The sequence below is a fragment of the Pseudobutyrivibrio xylanivorans genome (assembly GCF_008935055.1).
Lineage (GTDB): Bacteria > Bacillota > Clostridia > Lachnospirales > Lachnospiraceae > Pseudobutyrivibrio > Pseudobutyrivibrio xylanivorans_A.
In genome coordinates this window covers 1,508,277-1,527,167 of record NZ_CP043028.1, presented here as the reverse complement: position 1 = coordinate 1,527,167, position 18,891 = coordinate 1,508,277, and the positions used below count along the sequence as shown (strand labels likewise).

Annotated in this window: 15 protein-coding genes; 12 read left to right on the top strand and 3 right to left on the bottom strand. The window is 41.3% G+C overall.

The window, feature by feature from the left end; all coding sequences use genetic code 11:
* Position 1 precedes the first annotated feature (1 nt).
* Positions 2-1,315, bottom strand: coding sequence for an HD-GYP domain-containing protein (locus tag FXF36_RS06935; protein WP_151623088.1), 1,314 nt, complete (start codon positions 1,313-1,315; stop codon positions 2-4).
* Positions 1,316-1,577: 262 nt separating this feature from the next.
* On the opposite strand from FXF36_RS06935, the gene FXF36_RS06930 reads away from it, so the two are divergent.
* Positions 1,578-3,257 (top strand): methyl-accepting chemotaxis protein, encoded by a 1,680-nt coding sequence (locus tag FXF36_RS06930; protein WP_167511315.1) that lies wholly within the window; start codon positions 1,578-1,580, stop codon positions 3,255-3,257.
* Positions 3,258-3,286: 29 nt separating this feature from the next.
* Positions 3,287-5,563, top strand: a complete 2,277-nt coding sequence (locus tag FXF36_RS06925; RefSeq protein ID WP_151623086.1) for a cyclic nucleotide-binding domain-containing protein — start codon at positions 3,287-3,289, stop codon at positions 5,561-5,563.
* Positions 5,564-6,093: 530 nt separating this feature from the next.
* Here FXF36_RS06925 and FXF36_RS06920 read toward each other — a convergent pair.
* Entirely contained in the window at positions 6,094-7,392 is a 1,299-nt protein-coding gene (locus tag FXF36_RS06920) for an IS4 family transposase (protein WP_167511314.1), read from the bottom strand.
* 534 nt (positions 7,393-7,926) lie between these two features.
* On the opposite strand from FXF36_RS06920, the gene FXF36_RS06915 reads away from it, so the two are divergent.
* The 3 genes from FXF36_RS06915 (at position 7,927) to FXF36_RS06905 (ending at position 12,052) form a co-directional block, all read left to right on the top strand.
* Entirely contained in the window at positions 7,927-9,435 is a 1,509-nt protein-coding gene (locus tag FXF36_RS06915) for a flotillin family protein (RefSeq protein WP_151623084.1), read from the top strand.
* Positions 9,436-9,441: 6 nt separating this feature from the next.
* Positions 9,442-11,043: a DUF3298 domain-containing protein gene (locus FXF36_RS06910; protein ID WP_151623083.1), complete on the top strand. Its 1,602-nt coding sequence runs from the start codon at positions 9,442-9,444 to the stop codon at positions 11,041-11,043.
* A gap of 127 nt (positions 11,044-11,170) precedes the next feature.
* On the top strand, positions 11,171-12,052 hold the full coding sequence (locus FXF36_RS06905; protein ID WP_151623082.1) for a serine O-acetyltransferase: 882 nt from the start codon (positions 11,171-11,173) through the stop codon (positions 12,050-12,052).
* Positions 12,053-12,207: 155 nt separating this feature from the next.
* Here FXF36_RS06905 and FXF36_RS06900 read toward each other — a convergent pair whose 3' ends face one another.
* Complete coding sequence (locus FXF36_RS06900; protein WP_151623081.1) at positions 12,208-12,648, bottom strand: Hsp20/alpha crystallin family protein; 441 nt, start codon at positions 12,646-12,648, stop codon at positions 12,208-12,210.
* A 408-nt stretch (positions 12,649-13,056) separates the two neighbouring features.
* Between FXF36_RS06900 and FXF36_RS06895 the strand changes: the two genes are divergently transcribed.
* The 7 genes from FXF36_RS06895 (at position 13,057) to sdaAB (ending at position 18,773) form a co-directional block, all read left to right on the top strand.
* Positions 13,057-13,899: a Rossmann-like and DUF2520 domain-containing protein gene (locus FXF36_RS06895; RefSeq protein WP_151623080.1), complete on the top strand. Its 843-nt coding sequence runs from the start codon at positions 13,057-13,059 to the stop codon at positions 13,897-13,899.
* 15 nt (positions 13,900-13,914) lie between these two features.
* On the top strand, positions 13,915-14,799 hold the full coding sequence (gene panB, locus FXF36_RS06890; RefSeq protein WP_151623079.1) for a 3-methyl-2-oxobutanoate hydroxymethyltransferase: 885 nt from the start codon (positions 13,915-13,917) through the stop codon (positions 14,797-14,799).
* A gap of 22 nt (positions 14,800-14,821) precedes the next feature.
* Positions 14,822-15,667 (top strand): pantoate--beta-alanine ligase, encoded by an 846-nt coding sequence (gene panC / locus FXF36_RS06885; protein ID WP_151623078.1) that lies wholly within the window; start codon positions 14,822-14,824, stop codon positions 15,665-15,667.
* Between the two features lie 121 nt (positions 15,668-15,788).
* Complete coding sequence (panD, locus tag FXF36_RS06880) at positions 15,789-16,178, top strand: aspartate 1-decarboxylase (RefSeq protein ID WP_151623077.1); 390 nt, start codon at positions 15,789-15,791, stop codon at positions 16,176-16,178.
* A 112-nt stretch (positions 16,179-16,290) separates the two neighbouring features.
* A complete protein-coding gene (locus tag FXF36_RS06875) occupies positions 16,291-17,238 on the top strand; it encodes a P1 family peptidase (RefSeq protein WP_151623076.1) in 948 nt (315 codons plus the stop codon).
* Positions 17,239-17,250: 12 nt separating this feature from the next.
* Positions 17,251-18,111, top strand: coding sequence for an L-serine ammonia-lyase, iron-sulfur-dependent, subunit alpha (gene sdaAA / locus FXF36_RS06870; RefSeq protein ID WP_151623075.1), 861 nt, complete (start codon positions 17,251-17,253; stop codon positions 18,109-18,111).
* A gap of 2 nt (positions 18,112-18,113) precedes the next feature.
* On the top strand, positions 18,114-18,773 hold the full coding sequence (gene sdaAB, locus FXF36_RS06865) for an L-serine ammonia-lyase, iron-sulfur-dependent subunit beta (protein ID WP_151623074.1): 660 nt from the start codon (positions 18,114-18,116) through the stop codon (positions 18,771-18,773).
* Positions 18,774-18,891 lie beyond the last annotated feature (118 nt).

Genomic DNA, 18,891 nt, shown 5'->3' with positions numbered 1-18,891 from the left:
TTTATTCATCGGCATACGTATCTTTGATGGTACGTATCATATCAAAGCAATCCAGGAAGGCGTCCACCACAGTTGGTGAGAATTGCCTTCCTCTTTGATTTATGATTTCAGCTCTGGCGTCCTCTATAGACCAAGAGTCCTTGTAGGCGCGCTTGCTGGTAAGAGCGTCAAACACATCAGCGACTGATACAATCTGAGCATAGATTGATATTTCCCGGCCCTTTAATCCACTTGGATATCCATTGCCATCCCAATGCTCGTGATGCTGTAAAGCAATAATGCTGGCCATTTCCATTACTTCACCTTCAGACTTGGAGAGGATTTCCCAACCATATTTCGCATGCTTTTTTACAACTTCATACTCATCTGGTGTTAGCTTACCAGGTTTTCCAATGATATCCTGGCTAATCATGAGTTTTCCCAGGTCATGCATCATTGCGGCAACCTTTAGATTTTCAACCTCAAGCATATCCATGCCTAATTTACTACCAATAAGCTTACTATATTCACCAACTCTTCGTACATGCTGTCCAGTTTCATATGACTTTGCTTCGGAAATTTGCGCCAAAGTTGCAATGATTTTTTCCTGACTGTTCTGAAGCTTCTCGAAATAGAAAATCTTTTGGTCATGTTCTCTAGCCTCAGAAATAGATATCTTGAAGAAGCCTGCCACGAAGGCACTGGTGATAATTGCCACCATATCAAGCCACATTACATTCTGGATATTGAGCACATCGGTTCCTAGCTCTGGGAAAAGGAAGTATGCAGCATAGAGCAAATCAAGGATATAGAAAAGTCCAATTAAATATATGAAGACTCGGCGCCAATTAATGCTGGAGCCTTTGAAGAGATAAGCTAAATCATCCTTGGTTACAAGATAGAGCACCAGTTGGAAGAAAAAGTATAGAACAACGTAGCCCCAGTATGATATAGCAAGAACCAGGCAAAGTCGTTCTATGCATACAAATTCCATGTAAATTGTGGCGCCTTGGTAATTCTTTAAGCCTGTGAAATAACTAAAAAGGTTTCCACCAATGAAAATAAAAACAACATCGCCAATCAGGTTTAAAAATATAAAGATAAAATTATAGGGATCCTTAAAGCCAGCAGTTTGTATGAGATAAGAATAGATTACTATACATATCTGCTCACCGATTATAGATACAAATGAACTGGAAACAAAGAATCCAGAGACAGCTCTTTCCACAGCATACCGTTTGTTTCCTGTGTATTTGTATAGCATCATTAAGTTTAGTATGGAGAACCAAGCTGCAGAAATCAGCTTTGGCCAATAAGCTAAAAACAGTCTTTCCATTTATAACCCTCTAAGACATAGTACCGGAGATTACTCACGTTATATAAGTTTTAACATCAAAGTATGTCCAAATTATTATAATTCTATATAGATTTTTCAAAATCTGAGGTAAATCTCTATATTGATTAAAAATTTTTAAACATTTTTCAAAAATTATGTGAAAATGCCCAAGGCACCTAAAGGATTGTCTTATAATGAACTTGTTAAATTATGTGTATTATTACACAAGAGGCCAACTGTTTTTATTTTTGGGAGGGGCAAAATGAGAAAAGCAAACGATTCACACACAATTGCAGGAGCTTTGAGAGGATTCTCAGGTTTTACTATCCAGATGGTGAGGACAATATCACTTGTGATGTTTGTTTTTCTCGTTATTATTTTCTATAATATCTACAATTTCTATAATGTTCAGTTTGTAACTGAAAAGTATCAGATGGAAATCCGTAAGGATGTTCAGACAATAAATAAGCGACTTCTTTTTGCAGTTGCATCAAATGACGAGTCTGTAACCGCAGCACAGAAGGAAGATTTGGAAGGTCGTTTCCCGAAGATAGAGGGGTATTTTTCTACAATCTCAGGGAATTTAAATAATGAAGAACTAGGTTCTCAGCTTACCACCAACTGGAAGAATTTTGAGACAGCATCCTTCGAAATGCTTTCTCTTGTTGAGGCAGGCGATACAGCTGGAGCAGTTGAATACTACAACTCGACATTAAATGATGTGTCAGAAGCACTAGCAGATTCACTGGATTTGACAGGACAGCTTGCTGAGACCGCAGCAACGAGCAAGTATATTACGATTCTTGTTGTAATGGGGGTATCAGTTGTTGTTCTTTTGCTTGCACTTATTGCTATCACGGTAATGAACAAGAAGAAATGTAAAGAGATGGTTGAACATATTGAGGCAGATTTAAATATCCTTGCTGATGCGTCTGCTGAAATCGCAAAAGGCAATGTTCATATTGATATCGACTATGAAACAGACAATGAAATCGGACGAGTAGCAAGGCAGCTTAAGGTAGCAGTTGAATCTCTTTCAAGCTATATAGACGAAATTGCAAAGAACATGCAGACTATGGCAAGTGGCAATTTCAATATAAGCTTCGACAGGAATTTTGATGGAGATTTCCAGGAAATTCAGGTCGCAATCGAGAGCTTTTCACAGCAGATTTCAGACTCCATGACAGAAATTATGGAGGTTTCACAGATGGTTTCCGATGGTGCAAACCAGATTGCTAGCGCTGGTCAGAATTTGGCAGATACAGTTACATCACAGGCAAATATCGTTGATGACCTGTCTGTTACTGTCGGTGAAATCACAGATCAGATTTCAAGCAATTCTACGGATGCAACCTCTATTTCAAAGGAGGTTGAGGTTGTTGCAGAAAATATTGTTGAAGGCAACAAGCGAATGCAGGATGTTGTAAATGCAATGGATGCAATTTCAGCATCTTCACAGGAGATTTCAAAGATTATCGATACTATCAATGCAATTGCTGACCAGACAAACCTGCTTTCACTTAATGCTTCTATTGAGGCAGCCCGTGCTGGTGAAGCAGGCAAGGGCTTTGCAGTTGTTGCTACAGAAGTATCACAGCTGGCAGGCCAGACTGTGGAGGCAGCTCAGAATACCGCAGGTCTTATCAATGCATCTCTTAAGAGTGTTGAGGAAGGCATTTCTATAGCCAATGATACAGCAGAGAAGCTTAATGGTATGGTTGCCCAGGTTCAGGGCATTGCTGAAAAGGTGAAGACAATTGCCGAGGCTTCAAATTCTCAGGCTATTTCTGTAAAGGAAATGAAGTCGAATATCAGCGAGATTTCTTCAGTTGGACAGAATAATGCTGCAACCTCTGAGGAATCATTGGCACTTAGCTACGAGATGAACGAGCATGCTAATTCATTGAAGGGATTAGTTGATAAATTTGAACTTAAGAAGTAATGATTGCTTCATAGGATGAGGGCTCGCTTTTGGAACCAATTACCATCGAAAAAGGTAAAAAGTTAATAGGTGAAGGCGATGTTGTGGATAGCCTCTATGTAATCATGAAAGGCTCTATCGACCAGAACTGGAAGGGCCAGCATTTAACGCTGGGCCCTGGGACTGTTGCGGGTTTATCAGACGCTCTTAATCTTACATACGAGGCGGAGTATACCGTCCTAGAGGACTGCACAGTTATAAAATGCCCATACAAGAGTATGGGCGATTTTGATGCAATTTTTAAGGCTCAGCCTGTGTATATCTTTGGTTTTGCAAAGGGCTCATTCAGGCAGTGTCGTGATGTTTTCAAGATTTATGATGACTACAAGAAAAAGGTAGATGACTTCACGGATTATTGTCGTGGAATAAGTGGCGAGTATCGCAAACAGTGCCGTGCTGTGGGCATGACTCCAAGCGAGATTCCTATGCTTGAGGAGATGGAGCCAGTTACTCTTAAGAATGAAATCCTCAAGTGGGAGCATGATTACATTGACAGCCTTAATTCTGTTGATAATAAGGAAATTGAAAATATTTATGGCAAGCGCACCGAAATTGTAAATGGTGTTATTGGCATAAGCTGTGGCTATATGAAGAGGGCAATTGAATGTGCAGAAATCATGGGCTTTTATCTGGAGGAGTTTGCGCCGATTTTACTGTCTTCTGAAAAGGGCGATATGTTTGAGCTTGTGTTTAACCTGCAGATTTACGCTGCCCAGCGAGGTGCAGACCAAAAGGCTATCATAAAGCTGATGAAGATGCTTTACAAGTTTATTTCTCAGTCAGGGCTTTACGACAAGGCTTTGATTAAGGAACGTTGGGAAGAGTACGATAGCCATGACTTCGCTGCCACTGCCGCATCTTTCGACGAGGCGAAGATGCAGAAGCAGGCTGAGTTTACTCAGACCTTTGAGCATATCTGTGAGTTTGCAGAAATTGAAGAGGATAAGGTTGAGGAGTATCACAATCAGATTCGAGCATATCTTGAGCTTTCGGACCGTGAAGGAAAGGAAGACAACGAGCGTAAGATTCGTAAGAAGGCAGTGGATTTGTTCTATGAAATATATCAGAAGACCTTCTTTCGTGCCTTGGAGTTCGAGGCCTATGGTGGAGAGCTGGATACAATCATTCGAATGTTTTTGAATCTTGGATATATAGATTATGATGCTGTGGGAGACGATTTGACGAATGAGCTGGCTGATTTAATGGAACGATTGGATACGCTGGTCTGTTCAGATAACGTATATACGATATATACCTGGCTTCGAGCAGTCTATGCAGGAGACAGGGAGCCTAGCAGAAATGAGCTGGATTTGGATTATCGAGGCTTCGTGCTTGAAGAGCGCAAGGCTGGAAATATCTCAGAGGCAGACATGCCAACCTGGATGAACGACCAGGAGCAGAAGGTGAAGTTTGAGATGAACAATTTCTTCATCTCTGCAAACCGAACCACCTCAGGAAAGATGTCATCCTTCTGTCCAGTTCTTACAAAAGAGGATTTTGGTGCAGAGCCAATGAGGATGCTTCTCACTAACACCAAGCTTTCCGAAGCTATGGAAAAGATTGAGAGTGTAGACTATCAGATTTTCCTTCGTGAAGGCTTCTTCACGGATATGGAGGCAAACGTAAAGAGTGAGTCATACCTGAAGCGCGTAGGCCCTGATATTATTCTTCTTCCAAACTGTGGAATGCGTGCAATGATGTGGCAGGAGTGCGGTGGTATCAAGGTTGATTCACCTGGTAGATTCGTATTTCCGATGTTCACCTTCGATGATCTTGATAAACTGATGATTTACTGCTGTGGCGCTTTCCGTTGGGAAATATGCCGAAAGGAGCAGGGCTCACGCTGGAACGATATCGGCTCCGAGTGCCTTACATCCGATTTCTACGATTACTTCACCTTCTACCGCAAGAACAAAGACTTGTCGGCAGAGAACAAGGAGAAGGTCAAGACGCTGCTTAAGTCTTCCCGTAACAATATGCGAGAGGCTTTCACAAAGCAGTATACAATTTGGATTAACTTTGAGGCCCAGGGTAGTATCCGTCTGAACAAGGCAGAGCGAAATATCCTGAACAAGCACTGTACCTTCTCCAAGGAATACCGTGCCAAGGTTTCAAGTCATCCGATGTACGAGCAGATGATTTCCCGCCACGAAATAAAGTGCTCACAGGCACTGAACCACCTTAAGACTATGATAGACAAAGTCGAGAAGAACGGAGGCGTCGTGCCTGATGAAGTGCGTAAGGGACTAGACTATTTGCGTATGTAGAACAGAATAGTGATATATGTGAGTTATTGGATGGGAAAGGCTATTCAAGAATATATGGTTGCCCCTGGCATGCCCCTGCCCACACCAGCATAGCTTGCATCATTTGAGCAAAACACTGGATTTTCTTTTTCCTGCAAATTGAGCTTTTGTGGGTGTGCTTTTATTGGTTTTGCACTTATAAGCTACTGTATGTATAGTCTCAGACACTTGGAATTATCAATAATTCTCCACTCAGACATACTCAGGATAATTGCATTCATACTCCATTTGCTAAGTGGAATTAAAAAAAATGAGTTTTGTATGTATATGCACCGTGCTTTATGCAACATCGTGTTGCTTTCGCACTTGAGCCGCCTTCCCAATGTCATTTAGATAGCAAAAATACAAAAAATTTAGTATCATAAAAATCATGATGATTCAAAACATAATACAGCCAGTTCTCGGGTTTACGGTCAAAAATATTATTTTTGAAAAAGGCAAACAGACAGTCTGGGGAGACTGCCTACTGAAAGGTATTTAATTGTTTTGAGTTATCGGTAGGATAACGGTACAGCTGACTGGCGACGTATTATTCTTTTGAATTTACGTCCCGGTCGGACTGGTACTAAGAATCTGTTTATTAATTTCTCTAAATCCTTCACTACTCCAATTATGTAAAGACGTACAAACTTCTGTATCTGTGAGTGATTGAAGTTGTATGTATAAGTGTTGCTTGCACTTTCTCTTTTTGTTATGGAATTTGCGATACATGATGAAAAATTATATAGCGTCAATTTCCCATATATTTCCTGGATTAAGAAATCTGATTTTAACGAATGAATATGAACCATATTTCCCGCATATTTTAAGTACCGAAAGGCCGTTTCTTCACCCCATCTTAAGTTATAAAGTTCTTTTATTGTGTCTAATGAAAATACATCCCTAGGAAGATTAGTTACGATATATTCAGACACCCCAGACGAAAGAGGAAATTTTAAAACACGAAGTCTTAATAAATCCACTTTATCTTCGCCATACTCGATAAAATCATAACGGTATTCTTTTCTTATTAAATGATAGTTTTCATATTTACAATTTTTTCCATGGCGTATACGTCCGATATTTATAGTAAAATTCCCGTCAAAAAGACAATCCTCAACCACATGCTTGTCTTTACAGCAAAGGGCGAGAGCATCATTTTCCTTAATGCGAATCAAAAATAGTTGATTATTGTTAATTGCATGCGCAAAAATATTAAAAGTTGCATAACCTCGATCTGCAATGAAGATCCTTTTTTGTTCTGATAGTGAGCACTTATCTAAAAATTTACAGAAAGCATCTCTTTCATTCATTCCTTTCATCCCTTGAATTTCAATATCAAGAAAAATGTCATTCATGATGTCATAAAGAGCATTTAAATGAATTTGATTAAAACTTTTTCGTCCTTTTACATTATCAACTAAAGTATCAAAATCCGTTGGATTATAAGGAAGATTAAGTCGAGTGCCATCACAGGCAACGAGCTGATATCCATGAAAATTTTTATCTTTAGGAATACTTTGGGTAAAAAGAGAAAACAGTTCCTGAAAAGCTTCTTTTTTAATCTGATTGCGACGTTGAATCATAGCAGAAGGCAGGGGTAAATCTTCTTCACCGAACATATTTAATAATTCTGAAGCCACATTATCAGCTCCAGCAATCATAGGAAATAATATAGTTTGTTCAAATGAGATTTTCTTTTTTCTGGTAAAATCAGAGGATGGATTTTTTAGGAATTCATCCCGACGATCAAGCAAGGACGAAATAATCGAGAATAAGTTTTGATGAATTTCTGCAACAGTAAATGACATGATAGCACCTCCATAAAAAAGTTTTATTATCAAGGGCGGCGACATTTTTTGACTATCTTGTCAAGTGTTTTTTTGAAAAAAGCAAAAAAAATCAGAGGGTATTTCACCTCTGATTTAAAGAAGATCTAAAATATAGATTTTAGGATTAGAACCTAAAGTTCTTATCTAAATGACATTGCCGCCTTCCATGGCGGCTCATACATATACATTGCAAAACTCATTTTTTATTCCACTAAGCTCATTCCAAAATCATGCAATTATTCCTGAATATGCTCTGATGGAGAATTAATAAAAGGTAATGTGTGTCTGAGCAATACATACTGTAGCTGTAAAAGTGCAAAGAATGAAAAGCACACCCACCAATAAAAAAGTAGCCTTTCCCATCCTATTAGATAGCTCTTTTATTTTACCGCAAAATAGGAATATAGTGTCTTAACTTTCTACCTCAGATATGTTTAAATATAGTGAGTAGCTATATCATGTAACTATCAGGAGATAGTTACAGCGGCTTAGCCGCAGAAGGAGGAAATGTATATGGAACTTATCCCTATTATCGCACTTATAGCAGTGCTCCTATTAATCATCGTAGCAGGTTACGTAAAGGCACCACCAGACAGAGCCTTTATTATTTCAGGTCTTAGAAAGAACCCACGAATCCTTGTTGGACGTGCAGGCATCAAAATCCCATTCTTCGAGCGAGTTGATAAGCTTTATCTTGGACAGATGACAGTAGATATCAAGACAGAGCAGTCAGTACCTACAAACGATTTCATCAATGTAAATGTTGATGCAGTTGCAAAGGTTAGAATCGGTACAGACCCTTCATCTATCCAGCTTGCAGCAAAGAACTTCCTGAACAAGAATCCAGAGCAGATTACTCAGGACCTTCAGGATTCATTACAAGGTAACATGCGTGAGATTATCGGTACACTTTCTCTTAAGGTAATCAACACTGACAGAGATAGCTTCTCCGATCAGGTTATGGAGAAGGCTTCTCGCGATATGAGCAAGCTTGGTATCGAGATCCTTTCTTGCAACATCCAGAATGTAACTGATGAGAATGGTCTTATCAATGATCTTGGTATGGACAACACAGCTAAGATTAAGAAGGATGCAGCAATCGCTAAGGCACAGGCCGACAGAGATGTTGCTATCGCACAGGCAGAGGCTGACAAGGCAGCGAATGATGCCAGAGTTACAGCTCAGACAGAAATCGCTGAGAAGAATAACGCACTTGCTATTAAGCAGGCAGAGTTGAAGCAGGAGGCTGATACAGCAAAGGCTGCCGCTGATGCAGCTTATTCAATCCAGGAGCAGGAACAGAAGAAGACAATTGAAGCTGCTACTGTAAATGCTCAGATTGCAAAGGCAGAGCGCGAGGCAGAACTGAAGCAGAAGGAAGTAGTAGTTAAGCAGCAGGAACTTGCAGCTCAGATTGAGAAGCAGGCAGATGCAGAAAAGTACTCAGCAGAAAAGAAGGCTGAGGCAGAGTTAATCCAGAGACAGAAGAAGGCTGAGGCTGCTAAGTACGAGCAGGAGCGTGAGGCTGATGCAAAGAAGGCACAGGCAGAGGCTCAGAAGTATGCAGCAGAGCAGGAAGCAGCTGGTATCAAGGCTAAGTATGATGCAGAGGCTGCTGGTATCGCTGCAAAAGGTAAGGCAGAGGCTGAGGCAATCAAGGCAAAGGGTCTTGCAGAAGCTGAGGCAATGGAGAAGAAGGCTGAGGCATACCGCAAATACAACGGCGCTGCTATGGCAGAGATGATGATTAAGGTAATGCCTGAAATTGCATCTGAAATTGCTAAGCCACTTTCACAGATTGACAAGATTAACATCTACGAGACAGGTGATGGCGGCGAAGGCGGAGCAGCTAGAATTTCAGCAAACATGCCAATCGTTATGAAGCAGGTATTTGATACCATGAGCGAGGCAACAGGCGTTGACTTTACAGAAATCATGAGAGCTAACACCTACGACGCAAAGGTTAACAAGAACGTAAATATCTCAGGTGCTGAGGTAAGCGTAAAGACTGAGGAGAAATAGTTTTAAATGAAAAAGAAAATAATAGCAGGACTTTTGATATTTGCTAGTTCATTTTCAATTCTGGGTTGCAGTGCGACCCAGAATTCTTTTGGTGATGAGAAAGTTTCTGATAGCAAAATTGGTGTGACAGTTGTAAATCATCCTCTTGAGGTAAAGCAGGATGGGAAGTTACTTGCCCATGGCTCTTATCCTGAGATTCTTATTTCAGAGGAGTATGCAAAGGCTTATCCAAATTTGAAAAACACTCTGGATGAAGAGAACCAGATGCGACAGGAAAGTTCAGAAGAGATGATTTCAGACTTTGGTAGATATGCTTTGGAGTCTGGAGACGAAAATACAGATGATTACAATGAAGATATTACTGTAGACATTGTCAGAGCAGATGACATAATGTTTTCTTATGTTTTATCTGACAGCTATTATTCCGGAAATGAGCATCCAGTTCATTACACTAACACCTGCAATATAGATGTGAAGACCGGTCACACTATGAATCTGAAGGAAGTCATTACAGATAAAAATCAGGTGGCTTCAATGATTAAGGATAAGGTATATGAAAAGTATCCTGAGAACAAAGAGGAAATAGAAAACTATTATGTTTGCTATTGTGCTGGTGGAGATGGAGACGTCTTCACTGATAAGATGAACGATAATTCATATTCCTGGATTCTCACTGATGAGGGCATTCATATTTATTTTTCTGCCTATGAGCTTGCCAGCTATGAGACTGGAGAAATGGATATAATGCTCACTAAGGATGAGATTTCAAATCTTGTACAGGATTTGTTCAGACCAGAATCTCAGGATTTGGACTCGATTGTAAAGTTTGAAACTGCAGATATGACAGAGCTACAGCCTTCAGAACCAAGTGGTGAAGAGGATGATTATTATACTTATGATGAGCCTGTAGGATTAACAGTTGCTAACCCAACCTTCCACAGATATGTAAGTGATAAAGCAAAGCCTGCAGCAGAAAAACACATCACTCTTACTGAGACAAGTAAGGATAAATCTGACTGGCTAGATACTTCAGTTTGGGCTGAAAAGAATGGTTTTGAAGAAGCCTTCTTAAGCTATGGTGATGGAAACTACTATTATGCACCAGGTGCTGGTGGTGAATGGGGATATGAATACACTACATTATTCCTTTATGATTATGAGACCAATGAACTTTTACGTACCTATGATTTATCAGTTCTTTGTAACGGCCCTGATGAGGAAGAGGAGCATTCATCTTCCAGCCAGTATATTCACTGGGCAAAAGCAATGGATGGCGTACTCTATGTTTCGTTAGGTCATAATGGCTATGCATCAGAGGAACCATGGTCATCTTATGTAGTAGCTATAGATATGTCGAGCGATAAGGTGCTTTGGAGAAGTGAACCTCTTGTCAGCAACGCGTCAAATTTCCAGATAGTAGATGACACTATCATTTGCGGATATGGTTTTACAGCAGAGCCAGACTATCTGTACTTGCTTGATAAAAATACAGGCGAGAAGGTAGAACAGATAAAGGTTGAATCTGGCCCTGAGCAAATTGAGGTTGTTGGGGATACACTTTATGTGGCGACATATAATACCGCATATACGTATAAGATAAATAGATAAGAAAAACTGCTAAGAAAATTGCCGACATTTATTGTGGGCAATTTTTTTCTGTTTTAGCAAAATATAATTGAATGTGTTAAAATATGACTCAATAGAACTATGAAGAAAGATTAGGAGAAGTCATAACATGGATGGCAAGAAAATAGAGCAGGAAATCCTTGAGATTACCGAAGAATTGATTAAGGACTATAAATCAGACAGGGCCATTGACAAGATGGATACCTTCCATCAGCCAAATAAGGACAGCATCATTGATATCACAATGAAGCTTCTTAGAATCGTGTACCCTGGCTATTATCGTGATCACGTGTACAAGGTTTACAATGTTGAGACCAATTTGAATACCCTCATGGAGGATGTTGTTTACAATCTGAACAAGCAGATTGCACTTATTCTTTGTTATAGCGCAGATTACTGCGGCTGCTGTGATGATGAGTGCAGCCAGAAGGCAGAGGAGCTTTCGCTTGCGTTCTTGAAGAGGATTCCTCACGTTAGAGCCTTGCTTGATACAGATCTTTCTGCAGCTTATGACGGTGACCCTGCAGCAACAAGCATTGATGAAATCATTTTTGCTTATCCTGGAATTCTTGCAATTACAATCTATAGACTGGCCCACGAGCTTTATCTTCTTGGGGTGCCTATCATTCCACGTATCATGACAGAGTATGCTCATTCAAATACAGGAATTGATATCCACCCAGGTGCCACTATCGGAGAGTATTTCTTCATCGATCACGGCACTGGTATCGTTGTTGGTGAGACTACCATCATAGGAAAGAATGTAAAGATTTATCAGGGTGTTACTCTTGGCGCTCTTTCCACAAGAGGTGGTCAGAATCTTCGCGGTGTACGTCGTCACCCTACTATAGAGGATAATGTCACAATATACTCCAATGCGTCAGTTCTCGGTGGAGATACAGTCATCGGACACGATTCAATCATCGGAGGCTCAACCTTCATCACCGAATCTGTACCACCTGAGTCGCGTATATATTACGACGTAAAATAAATCGTGCAATCGAAATATAATAAGAGCCCCAGTAGGCATCAAGCTCTTAGTACTCTTTGTAAGGACATGTAGTCCAACAAAGAGTATCTAAGGCTTGTAGCCGTAACTGGGGCTCTTTTACTCATATCTTATAATGATACGCTTTTGCTACGGTGTTAACCTTCAATAGCTATGTAACGAGTTTCTTCCTTCTGTGGGATTGCTTCCTTCTTAGGAATGCTGAGTGTAAGGACGCCGTCTTTGTATGCCGCGTGGATGTCGTCCTGTGTTACAGCATCACCTACATAGAAGCTTCGACTGCAAGAACCTGTGTAACGCTCACGGCGGATGTAATTGCCATCATCATCCTTCTCGTCGTTGTTCTGATTGGTCTCAGCCTTGATTGTGAGGTAACCATCCTTCAATTCTGCTTTAATATCTTCCTTAGCAAATCCTGGAAGGTTCATATCTACTGTGTAAGCATTCTCGGTTTCCTTAACATCTGTTGTCATCATACGTGCAAAATCGCGATCATAGTGATGACCAAAACCTGTCATTCGTGGTACTTCGAAGAAATCATCCATAAAATCATTTGATAAAATACTAGGCATTAACATAATTACTACCTCCTCTTATATATGTAATATTGTTGTAAACCCGTTTGGTGACTGGTGCTCCAGTCAGCTTGGTTTGGGAACCATTTCTTTTTGTTCCCTTGTTGTAACTATGTTATACACCTGCTTTTAGCACTCGTCAATAGAGAGTGCTAATAATTTATAATTATTTAAGAATTGGTTTATAAATAATCTGACAATAACGCTGCGCACAGTGATTTTTCTTAAGTAACTCACCAAAAGTCTTCCTTTACTTTAAACCTCACAAATGCTATAGTGTCCCATGGATGGTATTCGTAAGAAACTATACCTTTTAGCTTCTAAATTTTAAAAGGTGGCCTTGAACTGTGGCATGCTCGTATCATTTTGAACGAGACTGTATCACCCCTGATATTTAAGGAGGTGTTGCCCATGAAGGTTGGATTTGTAGGCGCTGGAAAAGTTGGCTGTTCCCTTGGAATGCTCTTTGCCACTACCCAGCATAATCTTGTTGGCTTTTACAGCCGCACTTCTAATTCCGCAGAAGAAGCAGCGGATTTTACCAAATCGAAACATTTTCAAAATTTAGAGACATTAATTGAAGAAAGTGATACGGTGTTTATTACTGTGCCTGACGATGCAATTGCGTCTGTATGGTCGCAGCTTAAACATATGTCTATTGCTGGAAAAATGATATGTCATTGCAGCGGTTCTTTATCTTCGGAAATCTTTAGGGATATTGAAGAAACTGGCGCATACGGTTTCTCGGTCCATCCATTACTGGCGGTATCAGACAGATACCATTCATACCAGGAGCTTCCAAAAGCATTATTTACAATCGAAGGAAATGCAGATCACATCGACAATATTAAAAGTTTGTTAGATGGCAGTAATTTAAAATATGCCATCATCGATGGAGATGTGAAAACACGTTACCACGGTGCAGCAGTTCTGTGCTCAAATCTTGTGGTTGCCCTTGTGAAAGCAGCAGAAGATGAACTTCGTATATGCGGATTTTCCAAGGAGCAGGCAAGGGAGGCAATAGCTCCATTATTGCTTGGCAACGTGAATAAGGTGCTATCGGTGGGAACCACTGATGCACTGACTGGCCCAATCGAGCGAAACGATGTTGGGACAGTAGAAAAACATTTGCAGACATTTGATGGAATCGACATGGAGATTTACAAGGTGTTATCCAGAAAAACTGTGGATATCGCCAAGGAAAAGCACCCTGAATGTGAATATAGCGAATTGGAGCTTCTACTAAATAATTAGGAGGACAGGAGAATAATGAAAAACACAGTTACAACTCTTCAGCAGATGAAGAGAGACGGAGAGAAAATCAGCATGCTTACATGCTACGATTACTCAACAGCATGTCTTATGGAGGAGGCTGGTATCAATGCCATTCTTATCGGTGATTCCCTTGGAATGACAATGATGGGATACAGCGATACTCTTCCAGTTACAGTTGATGATATTATTCATCATTGTGCATCAGTTTCACGTGGACTTAAGGACACATTTCTTGTGGCAGATATGCCATTCATGTCTTATCAGACATCAGTTTACGATGCAGTAAAAAATGCAGGACGTCTTATTAAGGAAGGTCATGCACAGGCAGTTAAATTAGAGGGTGGCGCATCAGTTTGCGAGCAGATTCGTGCTATCGTAAATGCGGATATTCCAGTTGTGGCACATATTGGTCTTACACCTCAGTCTATTAATGCTTTCGGAGGCTTCAAGGTTCAGGGAAAGAACATTGAGCGTGCACTTCAGATTCTTGAGGATGCAAAGGCAGTTGAGGAAGCAGGTGCATTTATGGTTACTCTTGAGTGCGTACCAGAGGAGCTTGCAACCCTTATTTCACAGGAGCTTTCAATTCCTACTATCGGCATTGGCGCAGGAAATGGTTGCGACGGACAGGTTCTGGTATATCAGGATATGCTTGGAATGTTCTCAGGCTTCAAGCCAAAGTTTGTAAAGCATTTTGCAAATATTGGTGAGGAGATGAAGCGTGCCTTCAAGGAGTACGATGCAGAGGTTAAGTCAAAGGCTTTCCCAGCAGAGGAGCATAATTTTAAAATCGATTCAGAGGTAATGGAGGCTGTCAGAGAAGCTGCAAATGCAACTGAATTTAAGGTAACAATAGATGATGCAAAGGTCATGGCATAATGACTTTTAAAGGAGAACAAAGATGGTAATTGCAACAACAATCAAAGAGGTAAAGGAAAACGTAAGAGAGTGGAAAAAGGCTGGCCTTACAATCGGCCTTGTTCCAACAATGGGTTATTTACATGAGGGGCACGCCAGCCTCATTAAACGTGCGCGTGGGGAGTGTGACAAGGTTATAGTTTCTGATTTCGTAAATCCGATACAGTTTGGACCAAAGGAAGATTTAGCTACATATCCTAGGGACTTTGAAGCTGATTGTGAATTATGTGAAGGTCTTGGTGCTGATTTGATTTTCCACCCAGAGCCAGAGGAAATGTATTTGGAAGGTTTCCATTCATACGTAGGTGTTGATACTTTATCAACAGAGCTTTGCGGAAAGAGCCGCCCTATCCACTTCAACGGTGTGTGTACAGTAGTTTCAAAACTTTTCAACATTACTGAGGCTGACAAGGCATACTTCGGTCAGAAGGATGCTCAGCAGCTTGCCATTGTAAAGCGTATGGTTCGCGATCTTAACTTCAATATTGAAATCATTGGTTGTCCAATCATCCGTGAGGAGAGCGGCTTGGCAAAAAGTTCACGCAACACTTATCTTACAGAGGAAGAACGCGAGAAGGCACTTATCATCCATCAGGCTCTCACAAAAGGTGAGGAGATGGTTCGTGCAGGCGAGAAGGATGCTACTGTGGTAAAGAAAGCAGTGACAGATATTATCGAGTCTGAGCCTCTTGCAAGGGTTGATTATGTGGAAGTTGTTGATTGGAACGAGCTTCAGAAGGTTGATGAAATCGATGGACCAATTCTTACAGCAGTGGCTGTTTATTTTGGTGAAAAGGTGAGATTGATTGACAACTTCGTGGTTGAGTAATAAGCAGGCTAATTTATGAGGTTTACCGAAATAAATTAGTCTGCCACTGCACAGCCCCATTGCCTTTAGGCAATCATAAATGGCTGTGCTTTCCCGTTATAATATTGAAAGGAAGAAAGAAATGAATTTAACAATGCTTAAGGGCAAAATACACAGAGCAACAGTGACACAGGCAGAGCTTGACTATGTGGGAAGCATCACAATCGACGAGGACCTTCTTGATGCAGCAGGCATCTTAGAGTATGAGATGGTGCAGATTGTGGATGTGGAGAATGGTAATCGTTTTGAGACCTACACAATAGCCGGTGAGCGTGGCTCTGGTGTGATTTGTCTGAATGGAGCAGCTGCAAGATGTGTGTCTGTAAACGACCACGTGATTATCATGTGCTATTGCAGTATTCCAGCTGAGCAGGCTAAGGACCATAAGCCAAAGGTTGTTTTTGTGGATGATGAGAACAAGGCAGCCCGAATTACAAATTATGAAAAGCATGGTAAGCTGGGCGAGCAATAAATAATAGCAATAAATAATATAGAAAGGCTTCTTGATATAGGATGATTGATTAGTTAAGATTAAATCATGAATATATTAAGAAGCTTTTTCTTTTTTTATGAGGAGAAATAGGATGGACAAGACTTTACTAAAAGAGATACGTATATGCGATATTGGAAATGTTAGAATCGGTCAAGTTGAAAACGAGGATGCCAAGACTGGAGTAACAGTTATTGTGGCACCTGAGGGGGCACCTACAGGGCTTGATATCAGAGGCGGCGGGCCTGCCAGCCGTGAGTCCGGGCTGATGGACCCACTTGCAGCAGCTGAGGTAGTTCACGCTGTGGTACTTGGCGGTGGCTCAGCATTTGGCCTTGATGCGGCAGGTGGTGTAATGCAGTGCTTAGCAGAGCATGAGATAGGATTTCCTGTTGGACCTGTTCGCGTTCCTCTTGTTTGCCAGTCAGATATTTTTGATTTGATGTATGGCAGCAGTGATGTATATCCTGATAAGAAGATGGGCTATGAGGCAGCTTCAAAAGCATTTGAAGGAGAGCATGGTAATTATCAGGATGGAAATCATGGCTGTGGCTGTGGGGCTACAGTTGGTAAGGTCCTTGGACCAGACAGATGTACCAAAACTGGAATTGGAAGCTATGCGGTACAGCTTGGGGATTTGAAGGTTGGTGCTATTGTTTGCACAAATGCCCTTGGCGATATTTATGATTATCAGACTGGCGCGCGAATTGCGGGAGTCATGAACGAGCAGGGCACTGCACCTAATGAGCTTTCCTGTGAGGAGTTGATGCTCGGCATGTATGCAAATGCACCAACAGGTATGGCAGCAAATACCACTATCGGTATCATCCTTACAAACGCAAAACTTGATAAAACTAAGCTGTGTAAGGTTGCAGGAATGGGGCATGACGGTTATGCTAGATGTATTCGTCCAATCCACACTTCAATGGATGGAGACAGCATTTATGCTATGTCACTTGGAGCTGTGGAGGCGAACACGGATGTGGTTGGCACCATAGCGAACCATGTAATATGCGAAGCGATTAAGCGTAGCACAAAGTAATAGAGGTTATTTATGTTTGAATCAATAGAAGAAATATGCGAGAAGGAAATTAATACAGGCAAACCTTTCTGGAAAATAGTTCAGGAGGATGATTGCCGTGAAAGGGCGGTATCTGAGGAAGAATCCTTTGAGACAATGAAGAAAATGTACATTGCCATGAAGGAATCAGCTCTGAATTATGATTCGCATATACGAAGTAACAGTGGGCTTGTAGGTGGCGAGGCAGGAATGCTTCGCCAGTATTTGGATAATGGAAAGCCACTTGTAGGCGAGTTTACAGGCAGAGTTATGGAGCTTGCCCTTCGCGTTGCTGAGGGAAATGCCTGCATGAAGCGAATTGTTGCAGCACCAACAGCTGGTTCCTGTGGTGTGGTTCCAGCAGTTTTCATTGCAACTCAGGAGAAGCTGGGACTATCTGATGACAAGATGACAGAGGCACTTTTTGTGGCGGCAGGAGTCGGTGCAGTTATTGCAAAGCGTGCATCCCTGGCTGGTGCAGAAGGAGGCTGTCAGGCAGAGATTGGTTCAGCCAGCTCCATGGCAGCGGCAGGCTTGGTTTATTTACAGGGCGGCAGTGGAACACAGTCTGCAAATGCAGCCGCACTTGCCCTTAAGAATCTTCTTGGCTTGGCATGCGACCCAGTGGCAGGACTTGTAGAGGTTCCGTGTGTTAAGCGAAACGTATGTGGCGCCATGAATGCAGTTACATCAGCGGAGCTTACTATGGCTGGAATTGAAAGCCGCATCCCTGCAGACGAAGTTTTCGATGCTATGAGTTCTATTGGCAAAAATATGAACCTAGATATTAAAGAAACTGGCAATGGTGGAGTTGCAGCGACACCAACTGGTGAAAGGATAAAAGAGTCTATCTAATTATGAACATTTTCGATATTATCGGTCCGGTTATGGTTGGACCATCCAGCTCTCATACAGCAGGAGCTGTCAAAATTGGCAATGTATCTTCCAAGCTAATGGGAGAAAAAATTCAAAGTGTAGATATTTTTCTGCATGGTTCCTTCGCGAAAACAGGTAAGGGCCATGGTACTGACAAGGCGTTGGTGGCAGGACTTATTGGCATGCCATGTGATGACATACGCATTCCTAACAGCTTTGAAATTGCTGAGGAAGAGGGGCTGAAATTTACCATTTCCAATGTGGATTTAGGCGATGCCCATCCAAATACCGCAAAGGTGGTTATGCATGGGGTTAGCGGAAATCAGGTAGAAGTGGTTGCTGCATCTCTAGGCGGTGGTCGAATTGAGGTGTGCGGTCTGGACGGAGTGACGGTCAGCTTTTCCGGAGAATGTCCTACCCTTATCGTTCATAACGTGGATCAGCCCGGCTATATTACAGAGGTGACAAGTGTCCTTGGAAAGCAGGGAATTAATATTGCCACAATGCAGCTTTACCGAAAGAATCGTGGTGGCGAGGCTGTCATGGTGATTGAGTGTGATGACGAGATTTCTCATGAAACTGTTGAAAGCCTTAGTAAGCTGGAAGGCATTATGAAAGTTTCCTACTATTCGCCTAATTAAGAGGCTGGAGATTAGTAATATTTTTTCTGATACGGACAAATGTCCGCCATACGCAAATTTTTAGTTGTAATAGCGGATAATGTGTAGTATAGTATCAGAGGTAATCACTTTAGCGAGG